Here is a 22654-nt window from a genome sequence, read left to right on the forward strand (position 1 = left end):
GTTCACTCCTCAAACCAGAACGTGTCGGGCTGATAAAGGCCGAAATAGGCAGTCGGAAGGAATGCCCAAATCCCCTTCTCGGGCACATTGCGCAGCCGCTCGCTGACCAGCACGGGTTGCAGTGTCTCTGTGGCCACGCCAATCGTCACCGCTTGATCGGAGTTGATCCGCAGCATGTCGTGCCAGATTTCGGCGCGCTCCTCGTCGCTGCCCGACAGCCGCCATTTGCGGTAGAGCCCCAATAGCGTGCGCGCCGGTTCGACATCCGGCGGCATGCCCGCCATGCCCATTGTCTCGACATGCTGGCCCCAGACTGGCCAGTGCGGCTGTACGGCAGCCGCCGGCGCGAGTTCCTGCGGCGAAGCCTGCGGCACGGCAAGCCCCAGATTGAGACCTTTTGACAGCGTCATCATCGTCTTGCCGGTCACGAGCCGCCGCCTCACCACATCGCGCTGCGAAGAGCGAATGAATAGGTCGATGCCGATCTGCCGCCAATAGTCGACGATCAGTTCCAGCGCGTCGGTTTCGGCGGTGTCCTCGCCATAGGTCTCGACAATGATCTCCATCGGTCTGCCATCGGGCAGCAGTCGCGTTCCGTCGCGGTCGCGCTCTTCCAGGCCGGCCTCATCCAGCAGGCGGTTGGCCATGTCGATGTCCTGTACCGTCCAGGCATCGGCATAATCACGCCTAAACAGCGGCGATTTCGGCAGCACGGTGTTGGAGGATTGCATCGCCAGCCCGAAATAGAGCTGCTGGTTGAGTTCGAACCGGTCGATGGCAAGCGACAGGGCGCGGCGCACGCGGACATCCTGGAACACGGCGCGCCAAACCGGGTCCTTGACGTTCTGGTTCGGATAGAGCGTCAGCCGCGAGCCGATGCCGTCCTTCCACAGAAGGACACGGTAGCCGTGCTGCTTTTCCTGCGCCTTGAGGAAGGTGTAGTCGTCGAAGCGGAGATAGCGCGCCTGCAGATCGGCTTCGCCGGTGCCGGCCTTGGCGGCGATCAGATCGGAGGAGGCGATCGCGACAACGACCTCGTCGATATAGGGCAGTTGCTGGCCCGCCGGATCGACGCGGTGATAATACGGATTGCGCTTGAAGACGAAGCGGTCGCTCGGCCCTTCCGTCGTGTTGAACCAGGGTTGCAGCGTCGGCAGTTCGGGGTTTTCCGCACGGTACATGCGCGCCTTGCGCGTGTGCAGCCCGGCCCAGTTGTTGACCCGTTCGGCGGCGACCAATGTGTCAAGCTCGGCCGCGTCGGCATAGTCGCCGTGAAACTGCTTCAGATAATGCGACGGGAAATAGATGTAGAGCGGGCTCGCGCCGGCGAGACTTGGCAGGAAAACCGGGTTGGGCAGCCGCCATGTGTAGCGCACGGTGCGCTCGTCCAGTACCTCGAACTCGGGCAGTTCGCCGTCGCTATAGAATGCCGGCTTCGGGCCGCTCGGATAGAGCGTCTTGTTGAGCGCGACATCCTCCCAGTAGTAGCGAAAGTCCTCGGCGGTGAGCGGATGTCCGTCCGACCATTTGTGATCTTCGCGCAGCTTGAACGTGAAGACCCGGTCGTCCTCGACCGTATAGCTCTCCAGAATGTCCGGCACCAGCTCGAATTCGTGATTGAAGCCGACAAGTCTGGAGTACCCGTAAACCGTGATCATTCGCAGATCCTTGCTCCTGGCGAGCAAGGTGGAGAGCTGGCAACAGTAGCGGCCGATTTCCTTGCCGCTGCCGGCAAAATCGAGGACGCGCGGATTGACCGGAAGCCGCTCCTTCATCGGCGGCAGTTCGCCCGCCTTCACCTGCGCGGCGAGCGATGGCGGTTCGACCAGTTCGGCAGCCCGCAGCGGCGACAACGCCACAATCAGCAAGGCCAGCAGCAGCATCAGGCGAAGCGGCGTCAATCTCATGAATTCACCGCCAGTTTCCGCTCGGTCGGGTCCGGCCAGTAAAAGTGACCGTCGCTCACCTCGACGCGCGCGATCGCGCTGGCCGGCGCTTGGATTTCCGGCTCCATACCGTTGTGGGCGGCAACGTCATCCTCGAAGTCCGACAGGTTGAGCGGGTTGGCCAGATCGGCGTCCGGGATCGCCGAGAGCAGGCAGCGCGTATAGGGATGGGCCGGTTCGGCGAACAGCTTCTCGCGCGGCGCAAGCTCGACGATACGGCCCTGGCGCATCACGGCAATCCGGTTGGCGATGTAGTTCACCACCGCCATGTTGTGCGAGATGAAGATCATCGTCAGGCCGAGTTCGCTCTGCAGTTTCTTCAGAAGGTTCAGGATCTGCGCCTGGACGGACACATCGAGCGCGGAAACGGCTTCATCGCAGACCAGGATTTCCGGTTCGAGCGCCAGCGCGCGGGCGATGCCGATCCGCTGGCGCTGCCCGCCGGAAAAACTGTGCGGATAGCGGTTGATCGATTCCGGCGGCAGGCCGACCAGCCGCATCAGGTCGCGCGCCTTTTCGCGCCGCGACACCGGGCTGCCGACGCCATGGATCTCGAGCGGTTCGGTCAGGATGTTCTGCACGGTTGAACGCGGGCTGAGCGACGCGAACGGATCCTGGAACACCATCTGGATCTTGGGCCGGAACGTTTTCAGCCGTCGTCCCTCCAGCGCCAGCATGTCGACCGGGCCGTCGCCGGCGTGGAACGTCACACGTCCGGCATCGGCGGTCAGCGCCCGCGTGATCAGCCGGATCAGCGTCGACTTGCCGGAGCCGCTGCCGCCGACAATGCCGAAACACTCGCCGCACATCACTTCGAAACCGACATCGTCGACCGCTGCGATCTTCTTCTTTGCCGCGGTAAACAAGCCGCCCGATTTCTTCGTCGTGAACGACTTCGAGAGGTTTTCGACCGTCAACAGCGGCATGTGATGGCGGGCCCGCTCGACCCGCTTGCGCGTCAGGGCGTTGGTTTCGACCGTGTGGCGGATTTCGCGCAGCGAGACCAGTTTCTCGGTGCCGGCGGCGCCGAGCTTCGGGATGGCGCCCAACAGGCCCTTCAAATAAGGATGCCGGGGATCTTCGAGGATTTCCCGGCAACTGCCCGTTTCCATGACCTCGCCGCGGTACAGGACCACCACCTCGTCGGCCATGTTGGCGACCACACCGAGATCGTGCGTGATCAGCAGCATCGACATGTCGAGCTGCCGCTGCAGCCGCTTCATCAGCGCCAGCACCTGCGCCTGGACGACCACATCGAGGGCGGTCGTCGGTTCGTCGGCAATCAGCAGCGCCGGATTGCAGATGATCGCCATCGCGATCATCGCGCGCTGGCGCAACCCGCCCGACAGTTCCATCGGATACATTTCGTAGAAGCGCTCCGGCTCCTGGAAACCGACCAGGGAGAGCATCTCCAGCGTCCGCTTGTAGGCGGCGTCGCGCGTCAGATTGCTGTGCAGGATGAGCGATTCCTCGACCTGGTTGCCGATCGTGTGAATCGGCGAAAACGAGGTCATCGGCTCCTGGAACACCATCGAGATGCGACCGCCGCGGATCGCATGCATGCCGGCGCTGTCCGGGTCCAGCCTGGCGATGTCCACCTCGGCGGGCTTGCCGCCGGAACAGGGATCGCGAAACAGGATGCTGCCCGACGAAATCGATGCGACGCCCGGCAGGATCGACAGGATGGAGCGGGCAATGATCGATTTGCCGGAGCCGGACTCGCCGACCAGCGCCACGGTCTTGCCGCGCGGCACGCGAAACCCGACCCGCTTGACCACCGGAATGGTCGCGCCCTGCATCCGGATGCCGATCGTCAGATCGCGGACGGTCAGCAGATCGCCATTACTCCTGCCATCGGTCAAAACGGCGTTGTCCTCACCCACTCAACCCAGCTTGTCGCCCGGCGGTCCCGCCGGGGTGCGGCAAACCGGGCCACGAAATCCAGCCCGGTCACAATTCAATAACCGAAACGTTCCCATCATCAAACACATAGAGCGCATCATTGCGGAACCGCATTGTCAACGCGTCTTCGCGCTCCACACCGCCGCAAATGACCGCAAGAAGCCTTAGTACCCCAAGATGTGTGACAATTATTGCCGGCTGGCGAACCGAATGCGAGAAATCCTCGACCCGTTTGTACAAATCCGCGTAACTTTCGCCACCGGGCGGGGCCACATTCCAGCGGTCGTTCTTGCGCGCCTTGCGCCAGACCGGGTCGTCGGCCTTCATTTCCGCCGCCGTCATGCCCTCCCAGCGGCCGAACGACATCTCGATCAGCCGGACATCCACCTGCGCCGGCGCGTGCGAACCGAGCGCGGCATTGACGATCCGCGCCGTCTCCAGCGCCCGGCCGAGCGGCGAGGAAAAACTCGGCAACGCGGCCGCGCCGAAACCGCGGCGTGCGGCGAAGCGCTGCAGGATCGCGGCGCTTTGTTCTGCCTGTTGCCGGCCGAGTTCGGTTAGCGGCCGATCCACCTGCCCCTGTGCTTTTCCGGCGAGATTCCAATCTGTCTGACCATGGCGAACCGCGAGAAGCATTGATATATTCCGGGCCAGAAAGCCCCTTACGCTGAAACCGGACCGCGTCACGGCGCGGCGAACCGCATCTATGAACGACAAGAACCGACTAGTCGACACATTGCGATCCCTGCGCCTTTTTCGGACCGGATTGCGCATGGACCGGCTTGCCGCTGCGGCGGCGATGTGCCTCCTGTGCCTGAGCGTCCTGGCGACGACACTGGTCCCCGCATTCGCGCAGTTGCCGGGCCTCGGCACGACAACCACGACCGCCGAAACCACCGGGGAATCCGGCTACCAGTCGCTGATCGACCAGGCGGTCAGGGACGGCTCGACGGTGATCGTCATATCGCCCGACCAGCCTGCTGGCGGCGATGCGAGCGATTCCGCCATGGCGATGCCGGACACCCGGTTTCTCGAAGCCCGCTGGAAATTCCGGGCGCTGATCGCCAGCCTGCCGGAGCTGCTCGGCCAGTCCATCGACCATCTGAACGGCATCGGTCCCAACGGTTCCTATGGCTGGCTGTTGCAGGCCCTGCTGGTCGCCGCCTTCGGGATTTTTGTCTCGCATTTCACCAACCGCTATATCCGAAGCTGGATGCGCAGGCATTTCGCGCCCTCCTTCGTCGAAAACCCGAAGAGCCAGGGCCAGAAAATCTCCTATCTGATGCTACGCGCCGGTCTGGTGATCTTCGGCAATGTGCTGTTCTTCGCGGTCGCGATGATCGTCGCCATCATTCTCGACAATGAATTCGAGCCGACGCGCGCCACGATCTTTGCCATCATCTCTTCCTTCGTCATCTACCGGATGATCCGCTACGGGTTTCTGCTCAACCTGTTTGCGCCCGACCTTCCGCGTCACCGGCTGATAACGCTGCCGGACGAAGAAGCGCGGCCGCTCTACAATTCGTGGTGGATGGTGACCTTCGTTTCGGTGCTGCTGTTCGGCATTGCCGGCTGGTCGCGCGCGCTCGACGTCCCCAAGGACGCGCAGGAAGTCCTGCTGATCATCGCAATCCTGTTGTGCGGCTGGCTGATCACCGCGCTGACCATCGTCCACCGCAAGGCGTTCGGCCACATCCTCGCCGGCAACGCCACCGATTCGACGACAGTCGAGCGGCGGCGCATTCTCACCATCCTCGCCGTTCCGGCATCGATCGTCTATCTGGTCTTCGCCTCGATTCTCAGCATCTACCGGATCGTGCTCGATATTCCGGGTGGTTTTCTCGCCATCATGGCGCCGATCATCATCGTGATGTTCGCAGTCGCCGCCTATGGCATCACCTTCGTCCTGATCGACTGGTTCTACACCCGGCGGCAGCGCTATTTCGAGCAAAAGCGCGCCGAGGCGCTGGAACGCAACCGCCGCGAGCAGGAAGCCTACGACGCGGCGATGGAGGAATTCATCAAGTCGGATCTCGGCGAGAACGAGGAGATGCGCATCTCGCCGCCGCGTCCGAACCAGGAGCGCCTGTTCGAATACCAGCCGCTGTTCCGCGAATTCTTCGAGCGCTCTGCAGTCGGCATCATCGCCGCCCTGTCGCTCGGCGAGTTTTCGCGGTTGCTCGGCGTCGATATCGGCCGCGAGGGCGGCCACTGGCTGGCGATCATCATCGATGTCGCTCTCGTGGCCTACATCGCCTATCAGCTGCTCCTGGTCGTCAACCGTTTCATCGACGTGAAGATCGAGGAAGAGGGCGGCACACCGGCCGGCGAAGACCCGCAGCCGGGCGAGGGCGAAGGCGGCGTCGGCCAGTCGCGGCTCGCCACCCTGCTGCCGATCGCGCGCAACGTGCTGTTCTCGATCGTGGTGATGATCGCAGCCGCCATCGGACTGGCCAGCATGGGCGTCGATGTGGCGCCGCTGTTTGCGGGTGCCGGTGTCGTCGGCATCGCCATCGGCTTCGGCGCGCAGACGCTGATCCGCGACATCTTCTCCGGCGCCTTCTTCCTGATGGACGACGCATTCCGCAAGGGCGAATACGTAGCGCTCGACAATGTGAAGGGCGTGGTCGAGAAAATCTCCATCCGCTCGTTCCAGCTGCGCCACCATCTCGGCGCGCTGCACACCGTGCCGTTTGGCGAGATCAAGTCGCTGACCAATTTCTCGCGCGACTGGGTGATGATGAAGCTGCCGATCCGGCTGACCTACGACACCGATGTCGACCGGGTACGCAAGCTGGTCAAGAAACTCGGACAGGAACTGTTGGAGCATCCCGATATCGGCGATTCCTTCCTGCAGCCGCTCAAGTCGCAGGGCGTCTACAAGATGGAAGATTCGGCGATGATCATCCGGGTCAAGTTCATGACCCGGCCCGGCGAACAGTTCATCGCGCGCAAGGTGATCTACGAGAAGATCCGCCAGCTCTTCGAGAAGGAAGGCATCCGGTTCGCGCACAAGGAGGTGACCGTTCGCCTGCCGGACGACAAGAAGGCCTCCGACCTGACCGAAGAGGAACGCAACGCGGTCGCCGCGGCGGCGCGCCGCGCGGTCGACGACGAGGAAGCCGCCCAGGCCGCCACGCAACCGGCAGCCGAGTAGCGATCGGCTCCGGGCGCCTGCAGCCGAGGTCCGGTTGCAGTACGTGCGGCTGACATGATTGTCGCCGTGTCCAGGGCGGCATGAAGCGCGCCGTATCTGCCCCCTTGCGGGGGGAGATACGCGACCGCACATTCTCTGCTCGAAAGAAAATCTATCCACCGATCCCAAGCCTCCCTTACCATCACACCCGCCTTCTCACGGAAGTCTGGGTGCACACCGGCTCACAGGGAGAGGGACGGTGCCTGGCTGGTGGCGCAGAGGTGCGTTGCTGGGTGATGAACCCCCAAGTCAGGGCGGCATGAAGCGGCGCGCGCAGTCTTGTTTTCCCGGACTTTGATCCGGGCCGCCGACCGAAGCTGCAAGAACACCGAGCGGGCGGTCCGAGGATCGCTATACCTTTTAGACGTTGCGATGCTTTGACCGCCCGTCTTCCAGTTATTCCGTAATCCGGCCTCCGGGAATGAGGCGCGGCGATGATGAAGTGCGCCTGGATGGTGGAGATTAGCCGCTATGAAAAAAGCAGGTCGTCATCCTAGGGCTTGACCCTAGGATCCATTCCGATCCGGCCAAGCTTGGCGCTCAAAGGCGCAGAATGGGACCCGTTCTTTACCACCCGGTATTCCGCGACCGCTCTGGAATGGATCCTCGGGTCAAGCCCGAGGATGACGGTGTACCAAATTTCGACTGCCAATCGCCGACATCCCAATGCGGCACCATTGTCCCGCAGAGGCGAGGACGCGCCCGGCGATGCGGCGTACTTGAATTCGCGCGAAGGCAGATGCCTCAGTCGCGCACGTTGTGATAGGCGCGGTACCAGTCGACGAAGCGGGCCAACCCGTCGGCGATGCTCGTCGACGGGGTGAAGCCGAAATCGCGCTTGAGCGCCGTGATGTCGGCGCACGTGCGGTAGACGTCGCCGGGCTGGGCGTCGATCAACTCGGTCACGGCCTTTCGGCCGGTCGCCTTCTCCAGCGTCTGGACAAGGTCAAGAAGACGCTCGGGCTTGTGGTTGCCGATATTGTAGATGCGGTGCAACGGCGCCGCCTCGTCGCGCGACGAGATGGTGACCCGTTTCACGCCCTCGGCGACGTCATCGATATAGGTGTAGTCGCGCCAGGTGTCGCCGTGGTTGAACAGCCGGATCGGCCTTCCCTCGAACATCGCCCGCGTGAACAGATAAACCGCCATGTCCGGCCGCCCCCACGGGCCATAGACAGTGAAGAACCGCAGGCCGGTGGTGCGAAAGCCGTAGAGATGACTGTAGGCATGGGCCATGCTCTCATTGGCGATCTTGGTCGCCGCATAAAGGCTGATCGGGTGCTCGGTGTCGGCGTCCTCGCGGTACGGCGCCTCGTTGAGATCGCCATAAACCGACGACGACGAGGCAAACACCAGATGCTCGGTGCCATTGTGCCGGCACCCCTCCAAAATGTTGAGAAACGCCGTCAGGTTGCTGCCGAGATAGGCATGGGGATGGTCGATCGAATAGCGCACGCCGGGTTGCGCGGCCATGTGCGCCACGGCGGTCGGCCGGTACTCTGCAAACAGCGTGGACACGGCGTCGCGGTCGGCAAGGTCCATGTGCAGGAACCGGAAGCCGTCACGGGCCTCAAGCTGTTCCAGGCGCGCCTGCTTCAGCGCGACATCGTAATAGTCGTTGAGGCTGTCGACACCGACAACCTGATGGCCGTCCTTCATCAGTTCGGCGGCGACATGCATTCCGATGAACCCGGCTACGCCGGTGACAAGGACCCGCGGGGATTCTCGGTCGCTCATGGTATTTCTGCTCATGTCGGGAGGCCGCCTGGGGCGAAGGATATCGGCGCTATCGCCAGTGAATACCGCCTGCTATTAGCGGGCATGAACGCGCATCGCAACCGCCTGCGCACCCTCTTGGCGCATGGACCATGGACGTAAAACACCCCCGGAAGCCGGCTCAACCGGACACGGCAGGAATGGTTGAAACCGGCGCGAACATTGCGGCATTCGGCGCCCGCCGGCCTTCGCTTCTGGCGCGGACGGTCTGGCCGCTGATCAACAATCGGCGGCTTTCGCAACGGGTGCGCAAGCGGTTGCGCCGAAGCGTCGGCGAAGCGTTTGCCGGCCCCTACGACATCTCGGTCGCGGGGATCGCGTTTCGCGTCTACCCGCTCGACAACTACTGCGATCGAACGCTGATTTCGCGGCACCGGTTTCCCGAACCGGACGAGCACCGGATGCTCGAAGCCTGGCTGCCGCAGGGCGGCGTGTTTGTGGATATCGGCGCCAATGTCGGCACCTATACGCTGTTTGCCGCGCAGAAGTTGGGGCCGGGCGGGCGGGTGATCGCCTTCGAGCCGCATCCCGTCACCTATGCGAAGCTCCGCTTCAACATCGAGGCGAATGGCGCGGACAGTGTAACCGCGCTCAATTGTGGCTGCGGATTGGCGGCAGAGACCATGACATTGTGGTCGGATGGCGGCAACAATATCGGCAGCGCCACATTGGTGCGGGCGGCCAGCAGCAATCCGAAAGTGGCGACCGAAATCCGCCTCGACCGGCTGCCCGACATGCTCGCCGCGCATGGCATCGCCCGCGTCGACGCCCTGAAGATCGATGTCGAGGGGTTCGAGGACGAGGCGCTGCTGCCGCTGTTCGACGACGCGTATGAGCATCTCTGGCCGACCGCGGTGCTGATCGAGGTCGCGCACCGGACCGTCTGGCGCACCGACATCGTCGCGCATCTGTCGGAGCGCGGCTACCGCACGAACGACAAGACCGGCGAAAACCTGTTGCTGGTCAGGGACTGACACATCCGGCGCTGCGGCTCGGACTCAGCGCCACTCCTCGTCGAGCGCCATGCGCAGCTTCAGCTCCGAACGGCCGAAGAAGCGCAGATCGTTGAGGAAGTTTTCCTTCTTCAGATGGCGCACATCATGCTTGTTGACCGGGCCGACATACATCAGCCGCTTGCGGACATCGTATCGCGCCTTGTCGACGCCGAAGACCTTTTGGAAGACGTAGAAAGTCAGGTAGTGATTATCGACGATTGCCGTAATCGGCTTTTCGGTGCGCTGGACGATGAAGATCAGGTCAAGATCGAACAGCTTGTCGTTGTTGACCGGCGAATGCCGTTCCGGACCGTCGGAAAACACGAAGTCGTAGTCGCGCTCCGGAATGCTGGTGTAGCAGACGCCGCGAAACATCTTGTAGAAGCCGTCGCGTTTGTCCGACTGGATGATCTCGTGATAGGGGCGCAGATGTTCCGGCATCGCCGCGGCCGCCATCGCCGCCCAGTCGCGGCTTTCCTCCATCGAGGTGATGTGCCCGCGCTCGCCGGTTTCCTGTTCGTTTTCCATCAACGCCCGCGACATGACCACCGTGCTCTGGCCGGTCCCAAACTCCAGGATCTGCTTTGGCTTGTTGCGCCGCACGAAGTCGTAGAGCACCCAGTAGTCGGACATCGATGCCGGGATGGTGTTCGAGTTTGCCCAGTAGGCGGACATGTCCGCCCACAACGCTTCGTTGGCGCGGATGTTGCGGTCGGCCTTGCGCTGCTCGCGCGCGTTCAGCCATTCCATGAGCCTGACTTTTTGCCGGGCGATGAAGCCGAGCCCGCGCATGCGCTCGGCTGTTACCGCCGAGCCTGTAAGGTCCTCGCTCACTGGAATGTCCTTCTCGATGTCGTGTTGGCTGCGGCGCGGTGCCACGAACCGAACTCACTTCTTCAAATCTGGATCGCGGTCAAGGTAGCGGCCTTCCTTGCGGAAGTTGCGGTAGATGCGGCAACGGGTGCACGGCACATCTTCGCGCGGCTCGGCGTTGCCGGTGATCATGGCGCGGGCATAGCTCATCTGTTCGGAGTTCAGCGCGGCCTCAAGGCCATCCTCGAAGGCATTGCCTTCGAAGGCCTGCCAGTTGTTGCGGCAGCACCCCCAGACCGTGCCGTCGAAATTCACCTGCGGCTGGTCCCAGAGCTGGTGGCAGACCCGCTCCATATAGTCCTCGCCGTAGGTGGACCGGTATTCGCTGCGCGATGTTACGCCCGACTTGACCTCGCGGGCCACGGCCTCGCGGTCGCGGATCGGCGAATACTTTTCGTCCCAGTTCAGCTTGATGTCGAAATCCATGCCCAGCTCGGCAGCCATCTGCTTTGCCTTGCCGATCTCGTGCTCATTGTGGCCGAAGGCGACGAACTGCCAGGTCAGCTCCGGATACTTCGTTCCATACTGGTGCTTGTACTCGTTGATCGCGCGAATGTTCTCGATCACAGTGTCGAAGTTTCCGAGCACCCGGTACTGGCTGTAGACCTCCTGGCTCGCGCCATCGATGGAGCAACGGATGTGGCGGACGCCGTATTTGACGATCCCCTCAAGCACATTCGGGCGCACGGTGTTGAGGTTGGCGCCGTTCGACACCCTCAGGTGAACGCCTTTCTCGTGCGCATACTCCATGATCCGCAGGATATGCGGATTGAGAAAGATCTCGCCGAAATTGGAAAGTTCGATTTCGCGCACCCATGGATTGCTATCCACCAGATCCTTGAAGTTGTCGAACTTCAGATATCCCTTGGCGACAGTCTTGTAGAGTTCGCCGGTCGCGGTCTCGCAGGTCGGGCATTTCAGCTGGCAATGGGTCGAGGCTTCCAGCCTGATGCGCGGCGGACGCAGCTGCGCTTCCATTGCGCCGTCATCCCGGTCGCTTACCGGTTTTGAAACGTAGTTCATTGCAAGCCCTCGTGCTGACCATCAACAGATAGTGCCCGATGCGGCGGGCCGCAATCGTTTACGCAAGTTCGACCGCGCCGCCCAGTTTTCGCGAACGCATGGCGTTGCGCGTGTCGACGATCAGCGGCGCGTGTTCTGCGAGCAAAGCATAGTCGACCGCATCGTGATCGGTCAGGATCAAAACCGCGTCATGATCGGCGACAGTCGCCGGATCGAGCGCGGTCGATACAAGGCCCTCGAACTGCCCGTAGTCGCGTGTTTGCGGCACGGCGGCAACATGCGGATCGTGATAGGCAAACTGGGTGCCGCGCGCGGCCAGCAATTCCATGATCTTGAAGGCCGGGCTTTCGCGCACATCGCCGACATTGCGCTTGTAAGCCAGGCCGATGATCAACACCCGCGCGCTGCCAAGGCTCTTGGAAAAACGGCTATCAAGGGCGCGCTCCAGGCGGGCAACGACATAGGCCGGCATGGAGCGGTTGACTTCGCCGGCCAGCTCGATGAAGCGGGTCGGAATGTCCTCGCTGCGCGCGCGCCAGGCGAGATAGTAGGGATCGATCGGGATGCAATGTCCACCGAGTCCCGGGCCGGGGTAGAATGGCATGTAGCCGAACGGTTTGGTCTTGGCGGCGTCGACGACTTCCCAGATGTCGATATCGAGTGCGTCGAACACGGTCTTCAACTCGTTGACGAGGGCGATGTTGACCGCGCGAAAGATGTTCTCGGTGATCTTCACGGCCTCGGCTGCGGCGGTCGACGAGACGGGCACGAGTTCGGCGATGAACGCGCCGTAGAATGCCTCGACAAGCGCCAGCGCATGGCCGTCCGTGCCGGAAACGACCTTCGGCGTGTTGACGGTGGAGAAGTTTGTGTTGCCGGGGTCTTCGCGCTCGGGAGAAAACCCGACGAAGAAGTCGGCATCCGCCGACAGGCCGGAGCGCTCCAGAACCGGGACCAGCAGCTCGGTGGTTGTGCCCGGATAGGTGGTCGATTCCAGGATCACAAGCTGCCCCGGCCGCAGGGCGGCGACGATCGTCTCGGCTGTCGAAATCACGTAGCGCATGTCCGGCTCGCGATGCCGGTCGAGCGGGGTGGGAACGCAGATCACCACGACATCGCATTCGCCGATGCGGGTGAAATCGGTCGTCGGATCCAGCCGACCGGCATCGATCAGTGCGCGCAGGTCTTCGTCGGCGACGGCGTCGATATAGGACTGGGCGCGCTCAAGCCTGTCCTTCTTTGCGGCGTCGATATCGAAGCCGACGGTCGAAAACCCGGCCTTGGCCGCCGCGACCGCCAGCGGAAGGCCAACATAGCCCAAGCCGATGACGCCGGCGACCGCCTCGCGCGACTGCAGCCGCGCCAACAGGCGTTCTGCGCGTTCATTTCTGGATGATGCGTTCATCTTGCGGCCGTCCTGGCCTGACTGGAGTTCGACGTTCGCGCTGACGCGGGATCTTACATGTGCGATGTGGGAGCGAGCAGGCCGGCCCGGCCTGATCCCGGCACGTCCTTACATGCTGTGGCTGCTCATTCGCAAGTTCGACGCGACCGACATGCGGAACGCCCCGAACTCTGGAATCGCTCTAAACTAGAGTGTTTGACACAGGTTTTGATCTGGAGCATATCCAGACACTGAGAGTGTTGTTACTCGTTGATGCCTCCGCGACTTTTTGGTGTGAGCGATATCGCGATGATCGTATGCAGCTGTAATGTGATCATGAAGCAGGAAATCGAGGATGTGATCCTGGATTTCTTGAAGCAGGATGCTTGGCAACTGATTACGCCCGGCCTTGTCTATCACGCGATGAAGAAACGCGGGCGTTGTTGCCAGTGTTTTCCCAATGTGATCCAGACGATCATCGACGTGAGCACGCGCTATCACGGCGACCTCAATACTCCGGAGCACGAGGTCATCCCCTTCATCCAAAAGATTCGCGACGAACACCAACGTTGCGAGACCGTCCGTATGCTGGCGCGTGAGGCTCGACTGCGTCAAACTGCCGCATAGCTCCAAGACGGTTCAGGCTTCAGTTCAGGCGCATCAATAACGAACCAACAAGGGGAACGCCATGAAGGGCAATGAAACCGTCATTGAGAGACTGAACGAGGCTGTGTTCCTCGAACTGGGCGCGGTCAACCAGTACTGGGTCCATTACCGGCTGCTTGAGGACTGGGGTTTCACGAAGCTCGCGAAGAAAGAACGCGAAGAAAGCATCGAGGAGATGCAACACGCCGACAAGCTGATCGAGCGCATCATCTTTCTCGAAGGGCATCCGAACCTGCAGAGCGTCGCGCCGCTGCGGATCGGAACGACCGTGAAGGAAGTCCTGGAAGCCGACCTCGCCGGCGAGAAGGATGCCTGGGATTCCTACACGAAATCGCGCGAAATCTGCCGCGAAAAGGGCGATTATGTCTCGATGGGCATATTCGAGGAGCTGATCGCCGACGAGGAAGGCCATATCGACTTCCTCGAAACGCAGCTCGAACTGATGGAACGCATCGGCGAAGAGAAATACGGCCTGCTGAACGCCGCAAGCGCCAACGAAAGCGACTGATCGCCGCCAATCGCGGCAACTGTCGGCGTCAACAGGCAGGGGCGGTACCGGGGTCGCACCTAGGTCCGTACGTCGGGCTCGTCCCTGCCGGTGAATTCCCGGATCTGCGCGATCTCTTCGGCCGCCTGCGCGACATTTGCGAGCGCGTCCTGCGTATCGCGGTGCATGCGGCCCGGACCGGTTTCGATGTCTTCCAGATAGACCCGCAGCGTGGCGCCCACCGTGCCTGTACCGGACAGGCGAAACACGATACGCGCGCCGCCCACAAACGCGACACGGATACCCTGCCCCTCCGAGCGCGATCCGTCGACCGGATCGTCATAGGCAAATTCGTCGGCGGTCTCGACCTGCAGTCCGGCGAAAGTTTGTCCGGGCAAACCGGCAAGCGATCCACGCAGGCGGTCGATCAGCGCGTTCGCCCGCTCGGCATCGACGCCCTCATAATCGAAGCGCGAATAGTAGTTGCGGCCGAATTCCGCCCAGTGTTCGGCCATGATGTCGGCGACCGACTGGCGGCGAACGGCAAGTATGTTGAGCCACAACAACACCGCCCACAGGCCATCCTTCTCGCGGACATGATCAGAACCCGTCCCGGCGCTTTCCTCGCCACACAGCGTGACGCGGCCAGCGTCCAGGAGATTGCCAAAAAACTTCCAGCCCGTCGGCGTCTCGTAACAATCGAGGTTGCGGGCTGCGGCCACACGATCGACGGCACGGCTCGTCGGCATGGAACGCGCCACGCCGTGCAGCCCCTGGCTATAGCCCGGTGCCAGATGGGCATTGGCGGCCAGAACGGCAAGGCTGTCAGACGGCGTGATATAGAGGCCACGGCCGACAATCATGTTGCGGTCGCCATCGCCGTCCGATGCCGCGCCGAAATCGGGCGCATCGTCAGCGAACATCACGTCCATCAGGTCGCGCGCCCAGATCGGGTTCGGGTCCGGATGGCCGCCATTGAAATCCGGTGACGGCTCGGCATTGACGACGCTGCCTTCAGGCGCGCCGAGTTCGTTCTCAAGAATGGCTTTCGCATACGGTCCCGTGACCGCATGCATGGCATCAAACCGGATGCGAAAACCGCTTTCGAACAATTCGCGGATGGCATGAAAATCAAACAGCCGGCGCATCATTTCGGCATAGTCGGCAACCGGGTCGACAATCTCGATCCGCATGTCGCCGAGCGAATGGTCGCCGACATGCGACAGGTCGATATCCTGCGACTCGATAATCTCGTAGGAGGAAACCGTCGTGGACGCCGCATGGATCCGGTTGGTGATGTCCTCCGGCGCCGGCCCGCCATTCGGAATATTGAACTTGACGCCGAAATCCTCCTCCGGTCCGCCGGGATTGTGGCTTGCCGAGAGCACGATGCCGCCATCGGTGGCGCGCTGGCGGATCAGGTTGGAGACGGCCGGCGTGGACAGCAACGCGTTCCTGCCGACGATCACCTTGCTGGCGCCGCTCGCCGACGCCATCCGCAGGATCACTTGGGCCGCGCGGTCGTTGAAGTAGCGACCATCGCCGCCCAGAACGAGCGTCTTGCCGGCAACACCGCCGATGCCTTCCCAAATCGACTGGATGAAATTCTCCAGGTAATGCGGGCCCATGAAGACATGGGTCTTCTTGCGCAGGCCGGAGGTGCCCGGTTTCTGGCCGTCGATGGGTTGCGTGGCGATCGTCAGTTTCTGCATAAATGCCTCCTAACGGGAACTCTCGGCCATGATTCCGGCTGTGGTTCTGAAGCGTTCGTCGGTTGCGAGCCCGCTCGCCGAGACTGGCAGACGCCGCCGCCAGTTGGGGTGTTCGAACTGGGTTCCCGGCAGGTTCGCCTGCTCCCCGACACCGAGTACATCCTCCACCTGCAGCGCCACAAGGCAAGACGGCACGCCCGCAAGAAATGCATGCATCCGTTCCACCGAGCCGTCGCCGCCGGAGGCAGCATCGAAACTGTGCACGTCCCAACGCCGGCGCTCGCGCTCTTCCCTTGCGGCCGCCTCGTCAAGGTCGCCAATACGGTTGCGCCAGGCAATATCCAGCCCGCTGCGCCAACCACGCCAGGTTGGCAGGTCGTGCGAGGCGAAGGACGACAGAACATTGGAGTCGTATCGGTCGCCGGGCTTGAACCCGCGGTCGCCATCCCAATCGCGCTCGAACATCGCGACCCGACAGCCCAGAATGCCGCTGGCCGCCAAGTCGCTGCGCAATTCGTCGGGGATATTGCCAAGGTCCTCGCCAACAACAAAAGCGCCTGCCCGGCTCGCTTCGATCCGCAACACGGCAAGCATCGCCGCTTTCGGCATCGCGACATAGACGCCCGGCAGATCCTCCGGACACCAGAAAGCCCGTTCGAAGCCCAGAATGTGGTCGATCCGCAGCATGCCGGAGAACTTGAACTGTTCGCGCAGCGTCTCGGCAAGCACATCGAATGCGTTGTCGACAAGGGCACGCGGACAAAAGGGCGACACGCCCCAGACCTGCCCTTCTGCCGAGAAGGCGTCCGGCGGCGCGCCGAGCGAGATACCGCTCGCGAACATCTCCGCATCGGCCCATGTCTCGGCGCCCGCAGGATGGGTTCCGACCGCGAGATCGAGATACAAGCCGTGCCGCATTCCGGCATCTCTCGCAGCAAGTTGCGCCCGCGACAGCTGCGCTTCGGCGCGCCATTGCAGCCACATGTGGTAGCGGACAAGCTCCGGATTGGCGTTTGCGAACTCGCCGACCGCGCTCGCCTGCGGCGACTGGAATTCGCGTGGCCAGTCTGTCCAGTACGGCCCGAAGGTCTCCGAGAGCGCCTGATGTACCGCAAACTCGCGCAGCTTGCGGCCGTCAGCGTCCACGAATGCCTGGAACGCCGGATCGCCAGGGATTGCCGCGTAGAGCGCTTTCAACGCAGCGGTCTTCGACCGCAGTGCCGCATTATAATCGATCAGTCCGCCGTCCGCGGATTTCGGCTCGGCCCCGGTTTCGATCAGATTCGTATTCAACCGCCGGCGGCTCGACGGAGCGTAGGGGCTATAGTTGCTTGGGTCATGCGGGAAGCCGGCATGAACCGGATTGATGCCGACGAAAGACGCACCATGCGCGGCCAGCGCCGTCCCGGCGCGCTCCAGATCGCCATAGGTGCCGATCTCGCCGCCGCCTTCCGGGCGAAGACCATAGAGCGGCAGGGTCACCCCCCAGCCACGCGCCGGCAGCGGCAATTGTCGCGGCGCGGACAGCAGCACGGTTGCTTGACCGCCAACCTCCAGCACATGTCGGCCGGCCTCGAGCAGACCGGCATCGAGCTGGCCACAGGCTTCGCCCTGCCGCGTTTCCCCGTCTTCCAGCGCAAGGCGCCACTCGACCGGCTCATCGCGTCCAAGCGGAATCCGGACCGGCTCTGCAGCATCGACCACCAGCCAAGGCGCGACAATACGCCCGTCTTTCCTTGCCGATAGCGCAGCCAGCGTCTCTGCCGCCTGTTCCTCGGTTTGTGCCGGCAAACCCATAGCGGCGAGAACGGCGATTCGGCTTTCGGGCGGCGCTTCCTGCGGACGTCCTGCGCCATCCCTGTATTGCCATGTTACCCCGGCTTCACGACACAGCACGTCGAGCGCTTCCGTCACGCAGATTTCTCCAACACCAAGGCACAGACCGATTCCCCGGCTACAAGAATGCGCCCGGTCTTCAGACGCCTGCGCCGCGCCTGCAGCCTCGACGTATCGATATGGATGCTCCATTCCTCGCCCGGCGGCGTCTCCGGGATTGCGACTTCGACTTCTGATCCGGCGTTAAAGACAACGAAGATCGCATATTCGAGAGCGGCGTAGGGAGGCGTACCCGAGGCGGTTCGCATCTCCACGCACAGCAGGCGGTTTTCGGAATTCGTCCAGTCCTGGTCGGTCATCGGCGTGCCATCGGCGCGGCGCCAGAACAGATCCTCGATGCCGTCGATGGCGCGTTCGCGGCTGTGCAGGAACAGCTTTTGCCGCAGGATCGGATGCGCCTTGCGGAAGGCGATCAGCTCACGCACGAAGTCCAGGAAATCGCTGTCGACGTCGCGCCAGTCGATCCAGCCGATCTCGTTGTCCTGGCAATAGGCGTTGTTGTTGCCCTTCTGTGTGTGCCCGACCTCGTCGCCGGCAAGCAGCATCGGCGTTCCCTGCGACAAGAGCAGCGTTGCCATCAGGTTTCGGCGACGCCGCGCGCGCGCCGACAGGATCACCGGATCGTCGGTGTCACCCTCGGCACCCATATTGTCGGAGAAGTTTTCGCTGTGACCGTCGGCGTTGCCTTCGCCATTCGCCTCGTTGTGCTTGTGGTTGTAGGAAACGATGTCGCGCAGCGTGAACCCGTCATGCGCGGTGATCAGGTTGACCGACGCATTGGCGGGGCGGCCGGAGTGATCGAACTGGATCGCCGAACCGGTCAGGCGGTCGGCCAAGTCCGGCACCATTCCGGGATCGCGTCGCCAAAATCGCCTTACGCCGTCGCGAAAGCGGTCGTTCCACTCCAGGAACGGCGGCGGAAACGCGCCGAGCTGATAGCCGCCGGGACCGATATCCCACGGCTCGGCGATAAGCTTGACCTTGGCCAGCACCGGGTCCTGACGGACAGCGTCGAAAAACGCCGCGCCGCGGTCGAAACCGGCATCGGTGCGCCCCAGTGTCGAGCACAGGTCGAAGCGGAAACCGTCGACATGCATGGTCTCGACCCAGTAGCGCAGCGAATCCATGACCATGCGCAGCACCATCGGATGGTCGACATTCAGCGTGTTGCCGGTCCCGGTGTCGTTGACATAGAAGCGCTGGTCGGCCTGAAGCCGGTAGTAGCTGCGGTTGTCGAGCCCGCGAAAACACAGCGTCGGACCGAGCTGGTTGCCTTCGCAGGTGTGGTTGTAGACGACATCCATCAACACCTCGATACCGGCGGCGTGAAACCGGGCCACCATCGTCTGGAACTCGGCGATGTCACCGTGATGCAGATAGCGCGGCTCCGGCGCGAAAAAGCCAAGCGTCTGGTAGCCCCAGTAGTTGGTCAGCCCTTTCTCAACCAGAAATTTGTCGTTCACGAAGGCTTGCGACGGCAGCAATTCGACGGCGGTAACGCCCAGCTTGACCAGGTAATCGAGCATCGGATCCGACGACAATCCCAGAAACGTCCCGCGCGGGCTGGCCGACGGATGCAGCGCCGTCATGCCCTTCACATGCGCTTCATAGATCACCGTGTCGGAAATGGGCGTATCGGGCGGCCGATCACCGCCCCAGGAGAAGGCCGGGTCGACAACCACCGATTTCGGCATGTCCGGTGCGCTGTCTGCTGTGTCGAAGCTGAGATCGGCATTCCTGGCGCGTTGATTGTAGCCGGTCAGCTTGCCCGACCATACCGGATGGCCGGTCAGGCGCTTGGCGTAGGGATCGACAAGCAGCTTGTTGGCGTTGAAACGATGCCCCTCCTCAGGCCGGTAGGGACCGTGCGCGCGATAGCCGTAGAGCTGGCCGGCGGCGAGCCGGGGAATGTAACCGTGCCAGACATCGCCGTCGCGCTCCGGAAAGTCGATCTGGGCGATCTCTTGCCTGCCGTCGTCGGAAAACAGGCAAAGCGTCATGCGCTCGGCATGCTGCGAGAAGACGGCGAAGTTGACCCCGTCTCCGTCGAATGTCGCGCCGAGCGGGGCGGCGCGCCCCGCCTGTATCTCAAAGCGGTGGTTCATTCGGCATTTCCGAGCGCCTCGTACAGCGCGGCATAGCGCGGCGCTGACGAGGCCCAGTCCACGGGATGGCGCATGGCCTTGCGCTGCATGCGTTGCCAGACCTGCGTGTCTTCGTAAAGATCGCACAACCGCAGCAGTGCGCCGGTCAGCGCGCTAGCCGTGACCGGGTGGAATTGCAATCCGGTCGCAACGCCGGCCTTGAGGCCCGCATCGTTGGCGGAGATGACGGTGTCGGCCAAACCGCCTGTCAGTGCAACAACCGGTATCGTGCCATAGCGCAGGCCATAAAGCTGGGTCAGGCCGCAAGGCTCGAAACGCGACGGCACGACGATCGCGTCGCCACCGGCGATCAGGCGGTGCGACAGGGCCTCGTCGTAGCCGATCCGCACCCCGACGCTGTCGTATTCGGCGGCAGCTGCCAGCCAGGCACGTTCCAGCACGTCATCGCCAGCGCCCAGCAGCGCCAGTTGCCCGCCACGCCGCAAGAAGGCAGGAAGCGCTTCCAGCAGCAGATCGAGGCCCTTTTGTTCGGTCAGGCGCGACACGACCACCGCGAGCGGTCCTTTACTGCCCGGCAACTCAAACTCCAGCTGCAGCGCCGCCTTGTTGGCAGTCTTTCGCTTCGGCGACTTGTATGCGGTGACGAGCGGATCCTCGGCCGGGTTCCAGACCGTTGTGTCGATACCATTCAAAATCCCGGTGAGATCGGCGCGGCGGCTGCGCAGCACGCCGTCCAGTCCCATGCCGAATTCGGGCAGCAGCAACTGCTCGGCATAGGTCGGGCTTACCGTCGAAAGCTTGTCCGCATAGACCAGGCCGGCCTTGAGCGCGTTGATACGGCCGTAATACTCGAAGCCACCCGGATGAAAGCCGGAAGCCGGCAGACGCAGAGAGGTCAGCCGCTCGGCGGGCGCATGTCCGTGAAATGCGATATTGTGAATGGTCAACAGCGTACCGGGGGCATCGTTGCCGGCCATGTCGCGCAGATAGACCGGAACAAGGCCGGCCTGCCAGTCATGCAGATGCACGACCTCGGGTTTCCAGTTCTCGACCCCATCGATGGCGAGCCTCGCCGCAATCCATGACAGCGCGGCGAAACGCTCCGGGTTGTCGGGCCAGTCACGCCCATCGGGTCCAAGATAGATCGCGCCTTTCCTATCGAAGAGATGCGGCGCATCGAGGGCGAGGATGTCGAGTTTGGAAGCCTTGCCCGCGACGACGCGCGCCGGCCCGCCCATCAGGTCGGGTTCCTCCCAGACCACGTGACCGCGTTTGACGGCCGCCATCACGGCGGGATAGCCGGGCAGAAGCGTTCTTAGCTGCCAGCCTTCGGCCTTCATCGCCGCCGGCAATGCTCCTGCCACATCCGCAAGCCCGCCTGTCTTGATCAGCGGCGCGCATTCGGACGCGACCGACAGGGCCTTCCTCATCCGGCGGCTCTCCGGTCGAGCATGTCCTGGGTGATCAGCGTCACGCCATTGGCGGTTACCCGAAACCAGCGGGCATCGGCCTCCGGGTCCTCGCCGACAACAAGCCCGGCTGGAATGCGAGCTCCGCGATCGATCACCACGTTGCGCAGGCGCGCCGACCGCTCGATGACGGCGTAGGGAAGCACGACGGCGCGTTCCAGCGTCGAGAAGGAATTGGCGTGGACGCCGGTGAACAGCAGCGACTCGCGCACTTCGGTACCGGAGATGATACAGCCGCCGGAGACGAGGCTTGATACCGCGTTGCCGCGCCGATTTTCCTCGTCGTGTACGAACTTGGCCGGCGGTACGCTCTCCGAATAGGTCCAGATCGGCCACTGGCGATCCCAGAGATCGAGATCCGGTGTGAAATCGGTCAGATCGATATTGGCCTTCCAGAAGGCGTCGACCGTTCCGACATCGCGCCAATAGGCCTCTGCGTCCGAAGAGTGGCGCACGCAACTGTCGGAGAATTTGTGCGCGACCGCCTTGCCGTTCTTGACGATGTGGGGAATGAGATCGCCCCCGAAATCATGCCGTGAGTTGGGATCTTCGGCGTCTTCGGTTAGCAGTTCGCGCAGGAATGGCCAGGAGAAGACGTAGATCCCCATCGACGCCAACGCCATGTCCGGGTCGCCCGGCATGCCGGGCGGATCGGCCGGTTTTTCGAGAAACTCGGTTATCCGGCTGTTCTCGTCGACCGCCATGACACCGAACGCGGTCGCCTCCTCGCGTGGCACGGTCAGACAGCCGACCGTCACGTCGGCGCCCGAACTGACATGCTGGATGAGCATCAGCTCATAGTCCATCTTGTAGACATGGTCGCCGGCCAGGATGAGGACGTAATCGACGTCGTAGCTGTCGACGATGTCGATGTTCTGTGTCACGGCGTCGGCGGTTCCGAGATACCACTTGTTCTCCGAAACGCGCTGCGAAGCGGGAAGAATATCGAGATATTCGTTGCGTTCGGCGCGAAAGAAGTTCCAGCCACGCTGGCAATGACGGATCAGCGAGTGAGCCTTGTACTGTGTCGCCACCGCCATCTTTCGGATGCCCGAGTTCAGGGCGTTCGAAAGCGCGAAATCGACGATGCGGGTTTTGCCGCCGAAATAGACCGCCGGCTTGGCGCGCTTGTCGGTCAGTTCCATGAGCCGGCTGCCGCGGCCGCCGGCAAGCACGAACGCCATGCTCCGATTGGAAAGCCTCGATACTGACGTGTTCATGCTA

At 62.7% G+C, this 22654-nt stretch carries 16 protein-coding genes; 4 read left to right on the plus strand and 12 right to left on the minus strand.

The features are described 5' to 3' along the window. Nucleotides 1-2: 2 nt before the first annotated feature. The 3 genes from ACO06R_RS01260 to ACO06R_RS01270 form a co-directional block, all read right to left on the minus strand. On the minus strand, nucleotides 3-1907 hold the full coding sequence (locus ACO06R_RS01260; protein ID WP_421855044.1) for an ABC transporter substrate-binding protein: 1905 nt from the start codon (nucleotides 1905-1907) through the stop codon (nucleotides 3-5). Continuing rightward, entirely contained in the window at nucleotides 1904-3808 is a 1905-nt protein-coding gene (locus ACO06R_RS01265; RefSeq protein WP_421855047.1) for a dipeptide ABC transporter ATP-binding protein, read from the minus strand. Before ACO06R_RS01265 ends, ACO06R_RS01260 begins: the two co-directional genes overlap by 4 nt. A gap of 88 nt (nucleotides 3809-3896) precedes the next feature. Next, nucleotides 3897-4484 (minus strand): histidine phosphatase family protein, encoded by a 588-nt coding sequence (locus ACO06R_RS01270; protein WP_421855050.1) that lies wholly within the window; start codon nucleotides 4482-4484, stop codon nucleotides 3897-3899. A gap of 136 nt (nucleotides 4485-4620) precedes the next feature. Here ACO06R_RS01270 and ACO06R_RS01275 point away from each other — a divergent pair, with 136 nt between their 5' ends. Then, entirely contained in the window at nucleotides 4621-7005 is a 2385-nt protein-coding gene (locus tag ACO06R_RS01275) for a mechanosensitive ion channel family protein (protein WP_421855053.1), read from the plus strand. Nucleotides 7006-7788: 783 nt separating this feature from the next. Here the strand turns inward: ACO06R_RS01275 and ACO06R_RS01280 are convergent. Then, nucleotides 7789-8781, minus strand: a complete 993-nt coding sequence (locus tag ACO06R_RS01280) for an SDR family NAD(P)-dependent oxidoreductase (RefSeq protein WP_421855056.1) — start codon at nucleotides 8779-8781, stop codon at nucleotides 7789-7791. 179 nt (nucleotides 8782-8960) lie between these two features. On the opposite strand from ACO06R_RS01280, the gene ACO06R_RS01285 reads away from it, so the two are divergent. Continuing rightward, nucleotides 8961-9794, plus strand: coding sequence for an FkbM family methyltransferase (locus ACO06R_RS01285; protein WP_421855059.1), 834 nt, complete (start codon nucleotides 8961-8963; stop codon nucleotides 9792-9794). Nucleotides 9795-9818: 24 nt separating this feature from the next. On the opposite strand, the gene ACO06R_RS01290 is transcribed toward ACO06R_RS01285, so the two are convergent. From ACO06R_RS01290 to ACO06R_RS01300, 3 genes are read right to left on the minus strand one after another with little or no spacing between them, the layout of a single operon-like run. Next, entirely contained in the window at nucleotides 9819-10694 is an 876-nt protein-coding gene (locus ACO06R_RS01290; protein ID WP_421855062.1) for a class I SAM-dependent methyltransferase, read from the minus strand. 9 nt (nucleotides 10695-10703) lie between these two features. Beyond that, nucleotides 10704-11711, minus strand: coding sequence for a radical SAM protein (locus ACO06R_RS01295; RefSeq protein ID WP_421855065.1), 1008 nt, complete (start codon nucleotides 11709-11711; stop codon nucleotides 10704-10706). A 58-nt stretch (nucleotides 11712-11769) separates the two neighbouring features. Next, complete coding sequence (locus ACO06R_RS01300) at nucleotides 11770-13116, minus strand: nucleotide sugar dehydrogenase (RefSeq protein ID WP_421855068.1); 1347 nt, start codon at nucleotides 13114-13116, stop codon at nucleotides 11770-11772. Between the two features lie 315 nt (nucleotides 13117-13431). Here ACO06R_RS01300 and ACO06R_RS01305 point away from each other — a divergent pair, with 315 nt between their 5' ends. Beyond that, nucleotides 13432-13722 (plus strand): (2Fe-2S)-binding protein, encoded by a 291-nt coding sequence (locus tag ACO06R_RS01305; RefSeq protein WP_421855071.1) that lies wholly within the window; start codon nucleotides 13432-13434, stop codon nucleotides 13720-13722. A 61-nt stretch (nucleotides 13723-13783) separates the two neighbouring features. After that, nucleotides 13784-14269 carry a bacterioferritin gene (gene bfr / locus ACO06R_RS01310; RefSeq protein ID WP_421855074.1) on the plus strand — a complete coding sequence of 162 codons (486 nt, stop codon included), beginning with the start codon at nucleotides 13784-13786 and terminating at the stop codon, nucleotides 14267-14269. A 59-nt stretch (nucleotides 14270-14328) separates the two neighbouring features. On the opposite strand, the gene ACO06R_RS01315 is transcribed toward bfr, so the two are convergent. From ACO06R_RS01315 to glgC, 5 genes are read right to left on the minus strand one after another with little or no spacing between them, the layout of a single operon-like run. Further along, nucleotides 14329-15960 carry an alpha-D-glucose phosphate-specific phosphoglucomutase gene (locus ACO06R_RS01315; protein WP_421855077.1) on the minus strand — a complete coding sequence of 544 codons (1632 nt, stop codon included), beginning with the start codon at nucleotides 15958-15960 and terminating at the stop codon, nucleotides 14329-14331. Nucleotides 15961-15969: 9 nt separating this feature from the next. Then, complete coding sequence (malQ, locus tag ACO06R_RS01320; RefSeq protein ID WP_421855080.1) at nucleotides 15970-17874, minus strand: 4-alpha-glucanotransferase; 1905 nt, start codon at nucleotides 17872-17874, stop codon at nucleotides 15970-15972. Continuing rightward, nucleotides 17871-19961, minus strand: coding sequence for a glycogen debranching protein GlgX (gene glgX / locus ACO06R_RS01325; RefSeq protein ID WP_421855083.1), 2091 nt, complete (start codon nucleotides 19959-19961; stop codon nucleotides 17871-17873). Before glgX ends, malQ begins: the two co-directional genes overlap by 4 nt. Continuing rightward, on the minus strand, nucleotides 19958-21391 hold the full coding sequence (gene glgA, locus ACO06R_RS01330) for a glycogen synthase GlgA (protein WP_421855086.1): 1434 nt from the start codon (nucleotides 21389-21391) through the stop codon (nucleotides 19958-19960). Before glgA ends, glgX begins: the two co-directional genes overlap by 4 nt. Further along, complete coding sequence (glgC, locus tag ACO06R_RS01335) at nucleotides 21388-22650, minus strand: glucose-1-phosphate adenylyltransferase (protein ID WP_421855089.1); 1263 nt, start codon at nucleotides 22648-22650, stop codon at nucleotides 21388-21390. Before glgC ends, glgA begins: the two co-directional genes overlap by 4 nt. Nucleotides 22651-22654 lie beyond the last annotated feature (4 nt).

This window comes from Oricola sp. (assembly GCF_965230365.1).
GTDB lineage: Bacteria > Pseudomonadota > Alphaproteobacteria > Rhizobiales > Rhizobiaceae > Oricola.